Genomic DNA, 14,167 nt, shown 5'->3' with positions numbered 1-14,167 from the left:
CAATTTCACGAGGTCGCGATGTTCCTGCGCTCCGCCGAGCCGGTCGGCACCTACTACGCCGGTACCAACCCCGAGCTGATCCAGCCGCGCGATGTGCTGCGCGAGCCGCTGGAATGCGAAGTCCTGGTGATCGGTGCCGGGTTCAGTGGCCTGCACACGGCGCTGCAACTGGTGGAAGGCGGCCGTCAGGTCTGCATGATCGAAGCCAGCCGCATTGCCTGGGCTGCCTCCGGACGCAACGGCGGGCAAGCATTGCCGGGCTGGTCCAGCGACCTCGGTCCCATCGAGGACGACCTCGGCCATGAAGGCGCGCTGCGCCTGTGGCAGGGCATGTTGTGGGCCGCCCACGAACTGCGCGACCTGCCGCAACGCCACGGCTTCGACTGCGATTACCGCATCGGCCACCTGTGGACCGCCGTGCTGCAACGCCGCGTTGGCTCGCTCTACGACTGGCAGGCCGAAGCCAATCGTCGCTGGGGCTACGAAGGCCTGCAATTCATCCCCCGTGAAGACCTGCCGCAGTGGATCGCCAGCGACCGCTACCAGGCCGGCCTGTACGATCCCAACTCTGCGCACCTGAATCCGCTCAAGCTGGCCTACGGCCTTGCCGGGGCCATCGAGCGTGCTGGCGGCCGCATCTTCGAGCAGACCCGCGCGCTGAGCTTCCGCGAGAGCGGCAACGGCTACGAGGTGACAACCGAGCATGGCAGCGTGCGCTGCGCCTCCCTGGTGCTGGCCTGCAACGCCTATATCGACGGGCTGGACCGCGACGTCTCCGAGCGCATCCTGCCGGTGGGCACCTACCAGGTCGCCACCGCGCCGCTGGGCGAGGAGCTGGCTCGTTCACTGCTGCCGAAGAACTGCTGCGTCACCGACAACCAGTTCGTCCTCGACTACTTCCGCCTGACCCCCGATCATCGCCTGCTGTTCGGCGGCGGCTGCACCTACCTGGGCGGCATGCCTTCGGACATCCGCGCCGCTACGCGCCCCTATGTCGAGCGGGTATTCCCGCAGCTCAAGGGCGTGGAACTGGAGTACGCCTGGGGCGGGCACATCGACTGCAGCATGCGGCGCACCCCGGACATCGGCCGGTGTGGCGATCTCTACTGGCTGCAGGGCTATTCCGGCCACGGCGTACTGCCCAGCCTGGCCGCTGCCCATGCAGTGAGCGAGGCGATGCAGGGGCGCAGTGACGAGCTTGACCTCTATCAACGCATCCGCAATCCCGGGTTCCCCGGCGGCCAGCGCTTCGCCGCGCCACTGGAAGCCGTCGGCAAGGCCTGGTATCGATTGCGGGACTTTGTCTAATTCGGAACCTGCCATGACCCAGACGGCCACCAACGAACACCTTGCCACGCTGATCCGCGACCTGCGCAAGCACAAGAACCTCACCCTGGGTGAGCTGGCCGAACAGATCGGCCGCTCGGTGGGTTTCCTGTCCCAGGTCGAGCGCGGCCTGTCGCAACCCACCGTGGCCGACCTCACCGCCATCAGCGAAGCCCTGGGCGTACCGACTACCTACTTCTACGCCGGCGACACCCGCCGCGAGCGCGACTGGGTCACCCGGCCGAACGATCGCCGCACCCTGTACTACGCCGGCGGCGTCACCGACATCCTCGCCTCGCCGAACATGTCCGGCGGCTTCTCCATGCTCGACAGCATCCTCGCCCCCGGCGCCACCAGCGGCGAAGGCCACCTGGACGACAGCTCGGAGCAGGGCGGCTTCGTCCTCGAAGGCGAGCTGACCATCTGGTACGAGGACGACACCGTCACCCTCTATCCCAACGACAGTTTCCAGCTGCCGCCGCACAGCCAGTTCCGCTATGGCAACCTCACCGATAAACCTACAAGGGTGCTGTGGATCTTCACGTGAATTTCGACCGGTACCTGCTGCGCTCGCCCAGGCGGCGTTGGAAGTCGGCTCGGATTGCTCATTTAGCGGCCTAAACTCCGCATCCGAGCCGACTTCCGCCTTGCCTGGCCTTCGCTCGCGACGGTCCCACCTCGAAATTGATCTTGGCACCCGAGAACAAAAAGGCCCTGAGAAAAATGAACCGCCCGATGCATCCCGACCTGCTCAGCGAAGTCCGCGCCTTCCGCCAGCAATACCCGGACATCCGCTACGTCGACCTGATCTGCCTGGACATTCCCGGCCACTTCTACGGCAAGCGCTACCCAGTGGACATGCTCGAGAAAGTCGCCGCCGGCAGCCCGCTGAAACTGCCGCAGAACTGCGTGCTGCTCGGCGTACAGGGCGGCCTGCACCCCATCGGCGACTACTGCTTCAACGACGGCGACCCGGACGCGCCGCGCCGCCTGATCCCCGGTTCGCTCAAGCCGGTGCGCTGGGAGAACCAGCCGCTGGGGCAGATGCTGATCAGTTCCGACGGCACCGAGGCGCCCATCGAATTCGAACCGCGCGAAGTGCTCGCCCGCGTCATGCAGCGCCTGGAGTCCAAGGGCATCCGCCCGGTGGTGGCCTTCGAGCTGGAGTTCTACCTGTTCGACAAGAAGCTCGACAACGGCCTGCCGCAATACCCACGCGACCCGCTGTGCGACGACGAGGACGACCAGCCGAACATGCACATCGAACGCCTGTCGCGCTTCTCCGATGTGCTCCACGAGATCGTCGAAGCCTCCCGCGAGCAGGGCGTGGACGCCAACGTGATCACCGCCGAGATCGGCCCCGGCCAGTTCGAGATCAACTTCGCCCACTGCGACGACGGCCTGCACGCCGCCGACCAGGCCGCGCTGTTCACCCGCGCCACCCGAGGCGTGGCGCTCAAGCACGGCTACCGCGCCAGCTTCATGAGCAAGCCCTACCTGCACGCGCCGGGCAGCGGCATGCACGTGCACGTCAGCCTGTACGACCGCGACGGCAACAACCTGCTCGACCGCGACAACCAGCAGGCCCTGCGCCACGCCGTGGCCGGCTGCCTGGAGTTGCTGCCGCACTGCATGCCGATCTTCGCCGCCAACCACAACGCCTACCGCCGCTATGGCTCCCGCGTGAACGCCGCGAGCAAGGCCAGCTGGGGCTTCGAGGATCGCGATGCGTGCATCCGTATCCCCGAATCCGATGGCAGGAACCTGCGCATCGAACACCGTCTGGCCGGCGCCGACGCCAACCCTTACCTGGTGCTCGCGGCGATCCTCACCGGCATGGAGCACGGCCTGGAAGCCCGCCAGGAACCTATCCCGCCGCTCAACGAAGACCGCTCCAGCGGCATCGACTTCCCCCGCGACATGCTCGGCGCCGTCGCCGAGATGGAAGACCATCCGGTGGTGAAGGATGGCCTGGGCAGCGAGTTCGTCTTCGTCTACTGCGAGAACAAGCGCCACGACCACCTGGACTTCATGAACGAAGTCAGCGCGCGGGAGTACCGCTGGTTCCTGTAACCCCGGATGAACCCTGTAGGAGCGCCCCATGGACGCGATCGCGGGCATGGCCCGCTCCTACGCGAAAGTTCTGCGCTCGGGTCGGCCCTCACCCTAACCCTCTCCCAGGGGGAGAGGGGACAGTTCGGTGCAGGATGAAGCCATGGTGTCAGCCGGCACAATCTGCTCCCTCTCCCTCTGGGAGAGGGCAGGGGTGAGGGGAATTCCGTGGCACAGAGTGACCGATGAAGACAGTTGCTCCTACAGGTCAGCATCATAGCCAGCAAGATTCTCTGAACCCGCTTCGCTTTCCTGCGGTCAGTTCCATGCACAAGGCAATCTCACAAGGAGCCATCGCATGGACCTCATCCGCATTCTGATCGCCATCCTTCTGCCGCCGCTGGGCGTGTTCCTCCAGGTCGGTTTCGGCGGCGCGTTCTGGCTCAATATCCTGCTGACGCTGCTCGGCTACATCCCCGGTATCGTCCACGCCGTGTACATCATCGCCAAGCGCTAACCCGCCCGGCTGCCCTCCCAGAAATGCTCCGCCAGTATCCGCAACTCCGCCGACAGTTCCGCCATGCGCGCGGCGCTGCGCTGGCAGGTGCCGACCTTTTGCGCATTGCTGTCGGCTGAGCTGCGAATGGCGTGCAGGCTGCGCTGCACGTCTTCGCTGGCGACGCCCTGTTCCTCGATGGCCTCGGCGATTTCCAGGCTCATGCGCTGGATCGCCGAGACCTGCTCGCTGATCTGTTCCAGCGTGCCCGCCGCATGCCCGGCCTGCTCCAGGCTGGCGACCGCCCGCTCGCAGCAATGCCATAGCGCGCGCACCGAATCCTCGGCGCCCTGCTGGAGATTACCGACCAGCGACTGGATGTCCCGCGCGGAATTCTCCGTGCGCGAAGCCAGCGCCCGCACCTCATCGGCGACCACCGCGAAACCACGCCCGCTTTCCCCGGCGCGTGCCGCTTCGATGGCGGCGTTCAACGCCAGCAGGTTGGTCTGCCCGGCGACATCGCGGATTACTTCGAGCATCCGCGAGATAGCCTCGCTGTGCTCCTTCTGCTGTTCGACCGCGACGCTCGCGGCGCGCACGCCGGCTTCCAGCGCGGCGAGTTGCCCGCGCGTGCCGTGCACATCCTGATGCCCGGACTGGGTGATGCGCTCGCTGCACTGCGCCGCCACCGCGCTGTGCTGCGCGTGGCGGGCGACTTCCTGGACGCTCTGCGCGAGCTGCTGCATGGCGCTGGCCACCTGTTCGGTCTCGCGCTGCTGCAGCTGCGAAGCGGCGCTGCCGCCGGCCATGGCGTCGGCCAGTGCCGCGGAATGCTCGGCCAACTGATGCGAGGCGTCCGCCATGCGCCCGACCACCGCGGCGGTTTCCGCCTCCAGCATGCGGAAGGCGAACTCCAGCTCGCCGAATTCGTCGTTCCGGCCCGTATACAGCTGCTGGCTGAGCGGGTTGTCAGCGATCTTCCGCGCTCGCCCGAGCAGCGCACCCAGCGGTTGCAGGCGTAGCACCAGCCAGGCGCCCGAGGCGCCCAGCGCCAGCAGGAATGCCAGCACCGTCAGCTTGGGCAGCAGCAGCGCCAGCAGGGCACCGCCGGCCTGCGCCAGCACCAGTCCGATCAGCAGTTGCAACGGCAGTGGCAGGCGCGGGCGGGCCAACTTCGCTCCCCCGCGCATCCGCGCGTAAAGGCGCTCCGCCGCATCGACCTGCTCGGCGCCGGGACGGGTGCGCACCGACTGGTACTCCACGACTTTTCCGCCATGGCGAATCGGTGTGACGAAGGCGCTGACCCAGTAGTGGTCGCCGTTCTTGCAGCGGTTCTTCACCAGGCCCATCCAGCTGCGCCCGGCCTGCAGCGTCTGCCAGAGGTGGGCGAAGGCGGCGGGCGGCATGTCCGGGTGACGCACGCGGTTGTGGTTGAAACCCACCAGCTCCTCGGCCTGGAAACCGCTGACCTGGATGAAGTCCGGGTTCACATGGGTGACCGCGCCCTTGAGGTCGGTGGTGGAGAGAATGTTGGCGTTGACCGGCACATCCACCCGGCGCCCGGTGATCGGCAGGTTCTGCTTCATCGCTGGTGCTCCACGCGGGTCTGGAAGAGTTGTTCCGGCGCCAGCGGCTTGCTGAACAGGAAGCCCTGGGCGTGGCGGCAGCCTTCGGCGCGCAGGAAGTCGAGGTGTTCCTGGCGTTCGACGCCCTCGGCCACCACTTCCAGGCCCAGGCTGTGGCCCAGGCCGATGATGGCGCGGCAGATGGCGCTGAGTTCCGGGTCGTCCGGCACGCGGGTGATGAAGCTGCGGTCGACCTTGAGGATGTGCAGCGGGTAGCGCTTGAGATACCCCAGCGAGGAGTAGCCGGTGCCGAAGTCGTCCAGCGCCAGGCGCACACCCTCGGCGGCCAGTTCGCGGAGGCAGGCGAGGGTTTCCGCGCCGTCCTGCATCAGCAGGCTTTCAGTGATCTCCAGTACCAGGCTGCGCGGCGACAGGCCGCTCTCCGCCAGAATCTGCTGTACCCGCGCGGCGAAGCCCGGTTGCTGCAGCTGCCGGCTCGACAGGTTGACCGAACAGTAGAGGTCGCGGTACCCCTGGCTCTGCCAGAGCGCCGTCTGCCGGCAGGCCTGGCGCAGTACCCAGTCGCCGACCGGGACGATCTCGCCGGATTCCTCCAGCGCCGGGATGAAGTCCAGCGGCGAGACGGATTGGCCGTCGTGCCTCCAGCGCAGCAGCACCTCCACCGCCTCCCAGTGTGGCGAATCGCTGTCCAGGCGGACGATGGGCTGGTAGTGCAGGCTGAACTCCTCGCGCCGCAGCGCCTGCGCCAGCGCGCTTTCCAGATCGAGCCGGCGCTGCGCCTCGGCTTGCAGCTCGAGGCTGAAGCGCGCGTACTGCGCCTTGCCGGCTTCCTTGGCGCGATACAGGGCCAGGTCGGCGGCCTGCAGGGTGTCGATGGCCTGGCCGTCGGTCATCAAGCCGGTGATGCCGATGCTGGCGCTGACCACCAGCGTGCGGCCGTCCACGTGCAGCGGCTGGCGCAGGCAATCGAGCATGCGCTGTGCGACCTGCTCGGCATCGCAGAGGCTGGCGAGGTCATCCAGCAATACGACGAACTCGTCGCCGCCGAAGCGCGCCAGGTGATCGCCCGGTCGCAGGCAGCGCAGCAGTCGCTGCGAGACTTCCACCAGCACACGGTCGCCAACGGCGTGGCCGAGGCTGTCGTTGATCAGCTTGAAGCGGTCCAGGTCGATGAACAGCAGGCCGGACTCGCGCGCGCCGGGGCGGCGCTGGCGCATCAGGGCCTGCTGCAGCAGCTCGTCCAGGCGCAGGCGATTGCCCAGGCCGGTGAGCGGGTCGTGCCGCGCCGCGTGGCTGAGCTGGTGTTCGCTGGCCTTGTGTTGGCTGATGTCGGTTTGCGAGCCGGCCATGCGCCCATCGGTGACCACACCACGCGCCAGCACCCAGAGGTAATTGCCGTCACGTTGGCGGATACGGTACTCGTGGCTGAGCAGCGCGCTGCTGCCGCGCAGGTGCGCATCGATGGCCTTGCGCAGACCGGGCAGGTCGTCCGGATGCACGCGGGCGAACCAGCTGGTGCTGCCTTCGCCGAGGTTATCGCGGGTCAGGCCGAGCATGCGCGCCCAGCGCTCGGAGACGTAGAGGCGGTCGTTGCCCAGGTCCCAGTCCCAGATGCCGTCGTTGGCACCGCGCAGGGCGCGGGCGAAGCGCGCCTCGCTGTCCTCCAGCGCCTGGCGCTGGGCGGCGCCGTAGGTGTCGATAGCCAGCGACATGTCGAAGAACACCCGCTTGAGCAGGCTGGCGTAGGTCTTGGCTTCCGGGGCGTCGCCCATAAGGTCGGCGAGCATCTGGTCCAGGTACAGGCGATAGGCGCCCAGATACCACTTCAGCTCGACGCCGACCTGCTGGTGCACCAGCCCGATGCGCAGGCGGTCACGCACGTAGTCGGCGTCCTGCGGGGCGTCCCACAGCTGGCGGTAGTATTCGAACTGGCTGCATTTCAGCCGCGCCAGTGTCGCGGGTTCCGAGAGGATCGCCCCCAGCGGCGGATAATGGCGCAGGTGATCGTAGAGCTGCTCGATGAAGCGCTGGTGGCAGCCCTCCAGTTCGGCGGCGCGGCCATGCAGATGGCGCCCATCCTCCTCTTGCCACTCCAGGTAACTCAGGCGCTGATCGACTTCCATCGTCGACAGGCCGATGCGCTCGAGCACGCTATCGAGCTTCGGTCCCAGGCCCATGTTCGGCTCCTTGCGGGTCTGCTGTTTTTGTCGGGCATGAAAAAAGCGCCGGCTCGTCGTCTCGTCGAAATCGACGGCGACCAACTCGGCGCTTTGTCTTGCAGGCCCACAAGTCCTGCCCGGCAAAGCCAGCTTCCGCAACGGCGGAACGCGGGTGGGAGTCTTTTACACCAGCGGGCGCGGCCCCGACAACTCCTGCAGTGCGCCGCTCAGGCGCTGGCGCAGTTCGCCCAGTTCGCGGGAGCGGAAGGCATGGCGGGTTCGCTCCAGCACACCGATGGCGTCGGCCAGCAGCGCGAGCATCCGCGCCGAATCGCTCAAGGGCGCGTCCTTGAACCATCGGCACAGCGGCGCCTGCTCGCAATTGCGTGGTCCTTCCATCACCGCGCAGGGCAGCTCGTAGGCCGCCAGCAGCGCACGAACCTGGCGCGCCAACGCCGGATCCTGGGAAGTGACCAGCAACTGGACCGGATACCGGTGGAGAGTCATGACGGATTCGCTCATATCAGGGAGATGCCAATTTAATGGCTAATGGCTATCTGATATTGACGCCTGTCATGTTGGCGGAGCGCCTGCGTCAGATGGTCGACGGCAGGTGTGAAGTGGCTCTCGGTCGGCTGTTGGAAAATTGACTGGTAGAAATGCAAAAGCCGCGCATTCGCGCGGCTTTTGCTGAAAAGGTGGTGGGCCCACACGGACTTGAACCGTGGACCAAAGGATTATGAGTCCTCTGCTCTAACCAACTGAGCTATAGGCCCCCAGAAGGCGGGCGGATTATACCGGCGCGTTATGCGTCGCGCCAATCGGATGCAGCGGAACCAGGAAGCGGTTGGCAAAGGCGTCGGCCGGCAACGGGGCGCTCAGGGCGTAGCCCTGGATCTGGTCGCAACCTTCGGCTTCGAGGAAGCGTTCCTGGGCTTCGTGTTCCACGCCTTCGGCGATCACGGTGAGGTTCATGCTGCGGCCCAGGGCGATGATGGCACGGGCAATGGCGGCGTCGTGGGGGTCGTCCGGCAGGCCGTGGACGAAGGACTGGTCGATCTTCAGCGTATCCAGCGGCAGTTGCTTCAGGTAGCTGAGGGAGGAGTAGCCGGTACCGAAGTCGTCGATGGCCAGTTGTACGCCCAGGTGCTTGAGGCTGTGCAGGATCGACAGAGCTTCCTCGGTCTGGTGCATCAGGAAGCTTTCGGTGATCTCCAGCTGCAGGCGCGAGGGCTGCAGGTTGTAGTGCGCCAGTAGTTCACGGATGCGTTCGACCAGGTTGGTCTGGCGCAGCTGGGCGCCAGCGAGGTTGACCGAGAGCGGGCCGAACGCGGCATGGCTGTCCTGCCAGCGGCTCATCTGCCGACAGGCTTGGCGCAGGACCCAGTCACCCAATGGCAGGATCAGGCCATTTTCCTCAGCCAGGGGGATGAAGCGATCGGGCGAAATGGTGCCGAATTGAGGATGCTTCCAGCGGATCAGGGCTTCGGCACCGACCAACTGGCCGGTGCTGAGGGAGAGCTTGGGCTGGTAGTAAAGCTGCAGCTGGTCGCTTTCCAGCGCGCGGCGCAATTCATGTTCCAAGGCCATGCGCTCGGTGGCCTGGAAGGTCAGTTCGCGGGTGTAGAACTCTACGCGGTTGCGGCCCTGGGCCTTGGCCCGGTACATGGCGGCGTCGGCATTCTTCACCAGGGTGGCGACATCCGAGCCATCGCTGGGGTAGAGGCAGATGCCGATGCTGGCGCTGACGAAGAACTCCTGTTCGCCGGCGATGAACGGCATTTCGAAGCAGAGCAGCAGCTTGTTGGCGACGTGTTCGGCGTCCAGTGCGTGGTGCAGGCCGGGCAGCAGGATGATGAATTCATCGCCGCCCTGGCGCGCCACCGTGTCGACGTCGCGCAGCTGCTCGCGCAGGCGGGTGGCAATGGACTTGAGCAGCAGGTCGCCGACCGGGTGGCCGAGGCTGTCGTTGATGTGCTTGAAACGGTCGAGGTCGAGAAACAGCACGGCGCCCTGATGATCGTCTTCCTGGGCTTCCTTGAGAGAGGCGTTCAGGCGGCTTTCGAACAGCAGGCGGTTGGGCAGGCCGGTGAGCGGATCGTGGTGGGCCTGGTAGTCCAGCCGTGCCTGGGCGTACTTGAGGGTGGAGATGTCGGCGAACACGCCGACATAGTGCGACAACTCGCCGTCGGCATTGCGCACGGCGCTGACCGTAAGCCACTCCGGGTAGAGCTCCTGGTTCTTCCGGCGGTTCCAGATTTCGCCCTGCCAGTGGCCCTCGGCGTTGAGCTGGTGCCAGAGGGCGACGTAGAAGCTGCTGTCGTGCTGGCCGGAAGCGAGCAGGCGCGGTGAGTTGCCGAGGGCTTCCTGTTCGCTGTAGCCGGTGATCTCGGTGAAGGCGCGGTTGACGGCGACTATCTGCTGGCGCGCGTCGGTGATCATCACGCCTTCGGCGGTGCTTTCGAACACCGTGGCGGCCAGCTGCAGCTTTTCCTGCATCTGCTGGCGCTCGGTGATGTCGCGCGCGATGGTCAGCATGCAGTCGTCGCTGCCGATGGTGATGCGGTGGGCGGACAGTTCGCACAGGCGCAGGCTGCCGTCGCGAGTGCGAATTTGCGCGGTGAAGTCCGGGGCGCTGGCGGCGCTGTCGAGGATGCCCAGCAGTTTGCTGCGGTCGGCCGGGTTGGCCCACAGGCGCAGGTCGAGGGTGGAGCGCTCGGCGGCTTCCTCGCGGCTGTAGCCGGTGATGCGGGTAAAGCCCTGGTTCACTTCCACCAGCCGGCCGTCGCTGATACGCGAGATGAGCATGCCGTCGGGCGAGGCGTGGAAGGCTTTGGCGAATTTCTCCTCGGAGACGCGCAGTTGCTCCTGGGTTTCCTTGACCTGGGAGATGTTGCGCACCACGACGACCAGCGCCGGCGTGTCGTCGAGGATGATGTGCTGCGCTGACAGCAGGGCGGTGAAGTGGCTGCCGTCGCGGCGATTGAGCGGGATCTCGACGTTGTTCAGCGGTTCGCCCTGCAGGCGCTGCAGCATGGCCGGGCCCATGCCGGGCGCGCCCCAGATTCCCAGGTCGGTCGAGGTCTTGCCCAGGGCTTCGCTGGCGGGGATGCCGATCTGTTGTTCGAAGGTGCTGTTCACCGCCAGCAATACGCCGTCTATTCGGCGGGCGAGGACGATGATGTCGGGGCAGTGATGGAAGACCGAGGCGAACTTCTGCTCGGACAGACGCAGGGCCTGTTCGGTGTGCTTGGCTTCGGTGATGTCGATCATCAGCCCGCGCAGGATCAGGTCGTCGCCATGCTGGATCAGCGTGACGATGTCGCGGATCCAGACGATTCGCCCATCGGCGGCGAGCATGCGGTAATCGAAGCTGTGATTGCGCCCGGCATGGCTCTCGCTCATGCAGAAGTGGATCGCGTGCTCGGCGTCTTCCGGATGCAGGGTGCGCTGCCAGAAGCCGGGTTCCAGCCAGTCGCTCAGCGGGTAACCGAGCAGCCGCTGGGCGTGGGGCGAGACGTAGGTGAAGCGGTTCTCCGCCAGGCGCATTTCCCAGGCGATGGCGGTGAGGCTTTCCACCAGGCCGCGGTAGTGCTGTTCGCTGTCGCGCAGGGCCTGCTCGAGTTTCTCCCGGCGCTGCATCTCGCCGCGCAGGCGCCGGTTCATGGTGAACAGGACCAGCAGGGTGAGGGTGGTCAGGAACGCGATGGGCACGACCACGCGGAATACATCGGGCCACACGCTGCGGTGGTCCACCAGGCCGCCGACCCAGGGGGCCTGCAGTGCGTCGATCTGCTCCACGGTCAGGTCCGCCAGCACCTTGTCGAGAATGCCGGCGAAAATCGCCTGGTCCTTCGGCACGCCCATGGCCAGTTGGTAACGGTAGGGAGTCTCGCCGCTGATCTGCAGGCCCTCGAGCTTGAGCTGGCGAAGGTTCCAGACACTGGAGGCGAGGTCGCCGACGAACGCGTCCACCTGGCCGACCGCCAGCGCCTGCAGTCCGGCCGCGACACTGGGCAGCGGTTGCAGGTTGAGGTCGGGGTGCCTGGCGACCAGCAGTTCATGCGGAGCGTAGTGGGCGACCACGCCGACCTTGAGGCCGTAGAGCTCCTTAACGCTGGCTGGCGCGGGGCCGTTCTTGCGGGCCAGGATGATGATCGGGAAGTCGAGGTAGGGGCGGGTGAAGGTCAGGTACTCGAGGCGTTCCGGCGTGGCCATGATGCCGGGGAGCAGGTCGAGATGGCTGTCCCGCGCCTGTTGCAGGACTTCGCTCCAGCTTGCCGGTTCGACCGGTTGTAGCTCGACCTTGAGCTTGTCGCTGATGACTTTGACGTAGCTGGCAGCCAGGCCCTGGTAGACGCCGTCGCTGTCACGGAACTCGAAGGGGGGCCAGGAGGCGTCCACACCCAGGCGTAGGGTGGGGTGTGCCTGCAGCCATTGCTGTTCGTCGGGCGTGAGGCTCAGGGCGAATGCCTGTCCCGCCCAGAATGCGAGGCACCACAGTAGAACTGCCTGCAGACGCGGCATGAAGGGCCTCATTCCAGGGGGGACTACGCCGAAGTGTAGACGTGGCACTTTGCCCAGTGGAAGACCCAAAGAAAAACCCCCGGTTTTCGGCCGGGGGTTTGTTCATCACTCGTCGAGGAAAGAGCGCAGATGCTCGCTTCGCGACGGGTGGCGCAGCTTGCGCAACGCCTTGGCTTCGATCTGGCGGATACGCTCACGGGTCACATCGAACTGCTTGCCGACTTCCTCGAGGGTGTGGTCGGTATTCATGTCGATGCCGAAGCGCATGCGCAGGACCTTGGCTTCGCGAGCGGTGAGGCCGGCGAGGACTTCGCGGGTGGCTTCCTTGAGGCTCTCGCTGGTCGCCACTTCGATCGGCGACTGCATGGTGGAGTCCTCGATGAAGTCGCCCAGGTGCGAATCTTCGTCGTCACCGATCGGCGTTTCCATGGAGATCGGTTCCTTGGCGATCTTCAGGACCTTGCGGATCTTGTCTTCCGGCATGTCCATGCGTTCGCCCAGCTCTTCCGGGGTCGGTTCGCGACCCATCTCCTGCAGCATCTGGCGGGAAATACGGTTGAGCTTGTTGATCGTCTCGATCATGTGCACCGGAATACGGATGGTGCGGGCCTGGTCGGCGATCGAGCGGGTGATCGCCTGGCGGATCCACCAGGTGGCATAGGTCGAGAACTTGTAGCCGCGACGGTATTCGAACTTGTCCACCGCCTTCATCAGGCCGATGTTGCCTTCCTGGATCAGGTCGAGGAACTGCAGGCCGCGGTTGGTGTACTTCTTGGCGATGGAGATCACCAGACGCAGGTTCGCCTCGACCATCTCCTTCTTCGCACGACGGGCTTTCGCCTCGCCGATGGACATGGAGCGGTTGACGTCCTTGATCTCGGCAACGGTCAGCTGCGAGCTGGTTTCCAGGTCGACCAGCTTCTGCTGGTTGCGCAGGATGTCGTCACGCAGACGCTCGATGGCCTCGGCGTACTTGGGCTTGCCCTTGAGTATGGAGTCGACCCAGGCGGTGTCGGTTTCGTGGCCGGGGAACTGGCGCAGGAAGTCGGCACGCGGCATACGGGCATCACGCACGCACAGCTGCATGATGGCGCGTTCCTGGCGGCGCACGCTGTCCAGCGCATCGCGGACCTTGGCGACCAGCACGTCGAACTGCTTGGGCACCAGCTTGATCGGCATGAACAGCTCGGCCAGGGCGACCAGTTCTTCGGTGGCCTGCTTGCTGCCACGACCGTGCTTCTTCAGGGCCTTCTTGGCCTTTTCCAGTTGCTCGGAAACGGCGCCGAAACGACGAGCGGCTTCTTCCGGATCCGGACCGCCATCGCCTTCTTCTTCCTCGCTGTCGCCGTCGGACTCTTCGTCCTCTTCGTCCTTGTCCTTATCCTTGGCTTCGGCGTCGTCCTTCAGGCCGACCGGCTCGACTTCCTCGGCCGGCAGGGTGCCGTCATCCGGGTCGATGTAGCCGCTGAGAACGTCCGACAGGCGGCCGCCTTCGGCAACGATGCGGTTGTACTCTTCGAGAATGCCGTCCACCGCGCCCGGGAACTGGGCGATGGCGCTCATGACCTCGCGGATGCCTTCCTCGATGCGTTTGGCGATTTCGATCTCGCCTTCGCGGGTCAGCAGTTCCACGGTACCCATTTCACGCATGTACATGCGCACCGGGTCGGTCGTGCGGCCAACGTCGCTCTCTACCGCGGCAAGGGCGGCAGCAGCTTCTTCGGCGGCAGCTTCATCGGTATCGGTTTCCGCCAGCAACAGGGCATCCGCATCCGGGGCTGTCTCGAATACGTTGATCCCCATGTCGTTGATCATGCGGATGATGTCTTCTACCTGTTCCGGATCAGAGATATCCTCCGGCAGGTGGTCGTTGACCTCCGCGTAAGTCAGGTAACCCTGCTCACGACCACGGGTGATCAACTCTTTGAGACGAGATTGCTGTTGCGCTTTTCCGGACATAACACCCTATCCACTGAAGGTCTTGGCGGGCTGAAATAAGCCGAGGATTATACCAGATTCGA

At 65.6% G+C, this 14,167-nt stretch carries 9 protein-coding genes and 1 tRNA gene; 4 read left to right on the top strand and 6 right to left on the bottom strand.

Going from position 1 to position 14,167, the window contains the following annotated elements; all coding sequences use genetic code 11:
- The first annotated feature begins 18 nt into the window (after nucleotides 1-18).
- The 4 genes from GJV37_RS17975 to GJV37_RS17960 all read left to right on the top strand — a co-directional run bounded on the left by GJV37_RS17975 (nucleotide 19) and on the right by GJV37_RS17960 (nucleotide 3,895).
- Complete coding sequence (locus GJV37_RS17975) at nucleotides 19-1,308, top strand: NAD(P)/FAD-dependent oxidoreductase (RefSeq protein WP_170857967.1); 1,290 nt, start codon at nucleotides 19-21, stop codon at nucleotides 1,306-1,308.
- 13 nt (nucleotides 1,309-1,321) lie between these two features.
- On the top strand, nucleotides 1,322-1,873 hold the full coding sequence (locus GJV37_RS17970; RefSeq protein WP_037010973.1) for a helix-turn-helix domain-containing protein: 552 nt from the start codon (nucleotides 1,322-1,324) through the stop codon (nucleotides 1,871-1,873).
- A gap of 176 nt (nucleotides 1,874-2,049) precedes the next feature.
- A complete protein-coding gene (locus GJV37_RS17965) occupies nucleotides 2,050-3,399 on the top strand; it encodes a glutamine synthetase family protein (RefSeq protein WP_037010975.1) in 1,350 nt (449 codons plus the stop codon).
- 337 nt (nucleotides 3,400-3,736) lie between these two features.
- Nucleotides 3,737-3,895 carry a YqaE/Pmp3 family membrane protein gene (locus tag GJV37_RS17960; RefSeq protein ID WP_003084988.1) on the top strand — a complete coding sequence of 53 codons (159 nt, stop codon included), beginning with the start codon at nucleotides 3,737-3,739 and terminating at the stop codon, nucleotides 3,893-3,895.
- Here GJV37_RS17960 and GJV37_RS17955 read toward each other — a convergent pair.
- From GJV37_RS17955 to rpoD, 6 genes are all read right to left on the bottom strand, one after another.
- Entirely contained in the window at nucleotides 3,892-5,460 is a 1,569-nt protein-coding gene (locus GJV37_RS17955; RefSeq protein WP_193452803.1) for a methyl-accepting chemotaxis protein, read from the bottom strand. The genes GJV37_RS17960 and GJV37_RS17955 overlap by 4 nt on opposite strands.
- Nucleotides 5,457-7,637, bottom strand: a complete 2,181-nt coding sequence (locus GJV37_RS17950) for a putative bifunctional diguanylate cyclase/phosphodiesterase (RefSeq protein WP_170857965.1) — start codon at nucleotides 7,635-7,637, stop codon at nucleotides 5,457-5,459. Before GJV37_RS17950 ends, GJV37_RS17955 begins: the two co-directional genes overlap by 4 nt.
- A gap of 165 nt (nucleotides 7,638-7,802) precedes the next feature.
- Nucleotides 7,803-8,126 carry a hypothetical protein gene (locus tag GJV37_RS17945; protein WP_024763617.1) on the bottom strand — a complete coding sequence of 108 codons (324 nt, stop codon included), beginning with the start codon at nucleotides 8,124-8,126 and terminating at the stop codon, nucleotides 7,803-7,805.
- A 192-nt stretch (nucleotides 8,127-8,318) separates the two neighbouring features.
- Nucleotides 8,319-8,395, bottom strand: a tRNA-Ile gene (locus GJV37_RS17940).
- A 16-nt stretch (nucleotides 8,396-8,411) separates the two neighbouring features.
- Nucleotides 8,412-12,146, bottom strand: a complete 3,735-nt coding sequence (locus GJV37_RS17935; RefSeq protein ID WP_065085698.1) for a bifunctional diguanylate cyclase/phosphodiesterase — start codon at nucleotides 12,144-12,146, stop codon at nucleotides 8,412-8,414.
- A 105-nt stretch (nucleotides 12,147-12,251) separates the two neighbouring features.
- Nucleotides 12,252-14,105 carry an RNA polymerase sigma factor RpoD gene (gene rpoD, locus GJV37_RS17930; RefSeq protein WP_024763616.1) on the bottom strand — a complete coding sequence of 618 codons (1,854 nt, stop codon included), beginning with the start codon at nucleotides 14,103-14,105 and terminating at the stop codon, nucleotides 12,252-12,254.
- Nucleotides 14,106-14,167: the final 62 nt, after the last annotated feature.

This window comes from Pseudomonas nitroreducens (genome assembly GCF_010994165.1).
GTDB lineage: Bacteria > Pseudomonadota > Gammaproteobacteria > Pseudomonadales > Pseudomonadaceae > Pseudomonas > Pseudomonas nitroreducens.
Note: the sequence above shows the minus strand (reverse complement) of the source record. Positions and strands in the feature narration are given on the sequence as shown.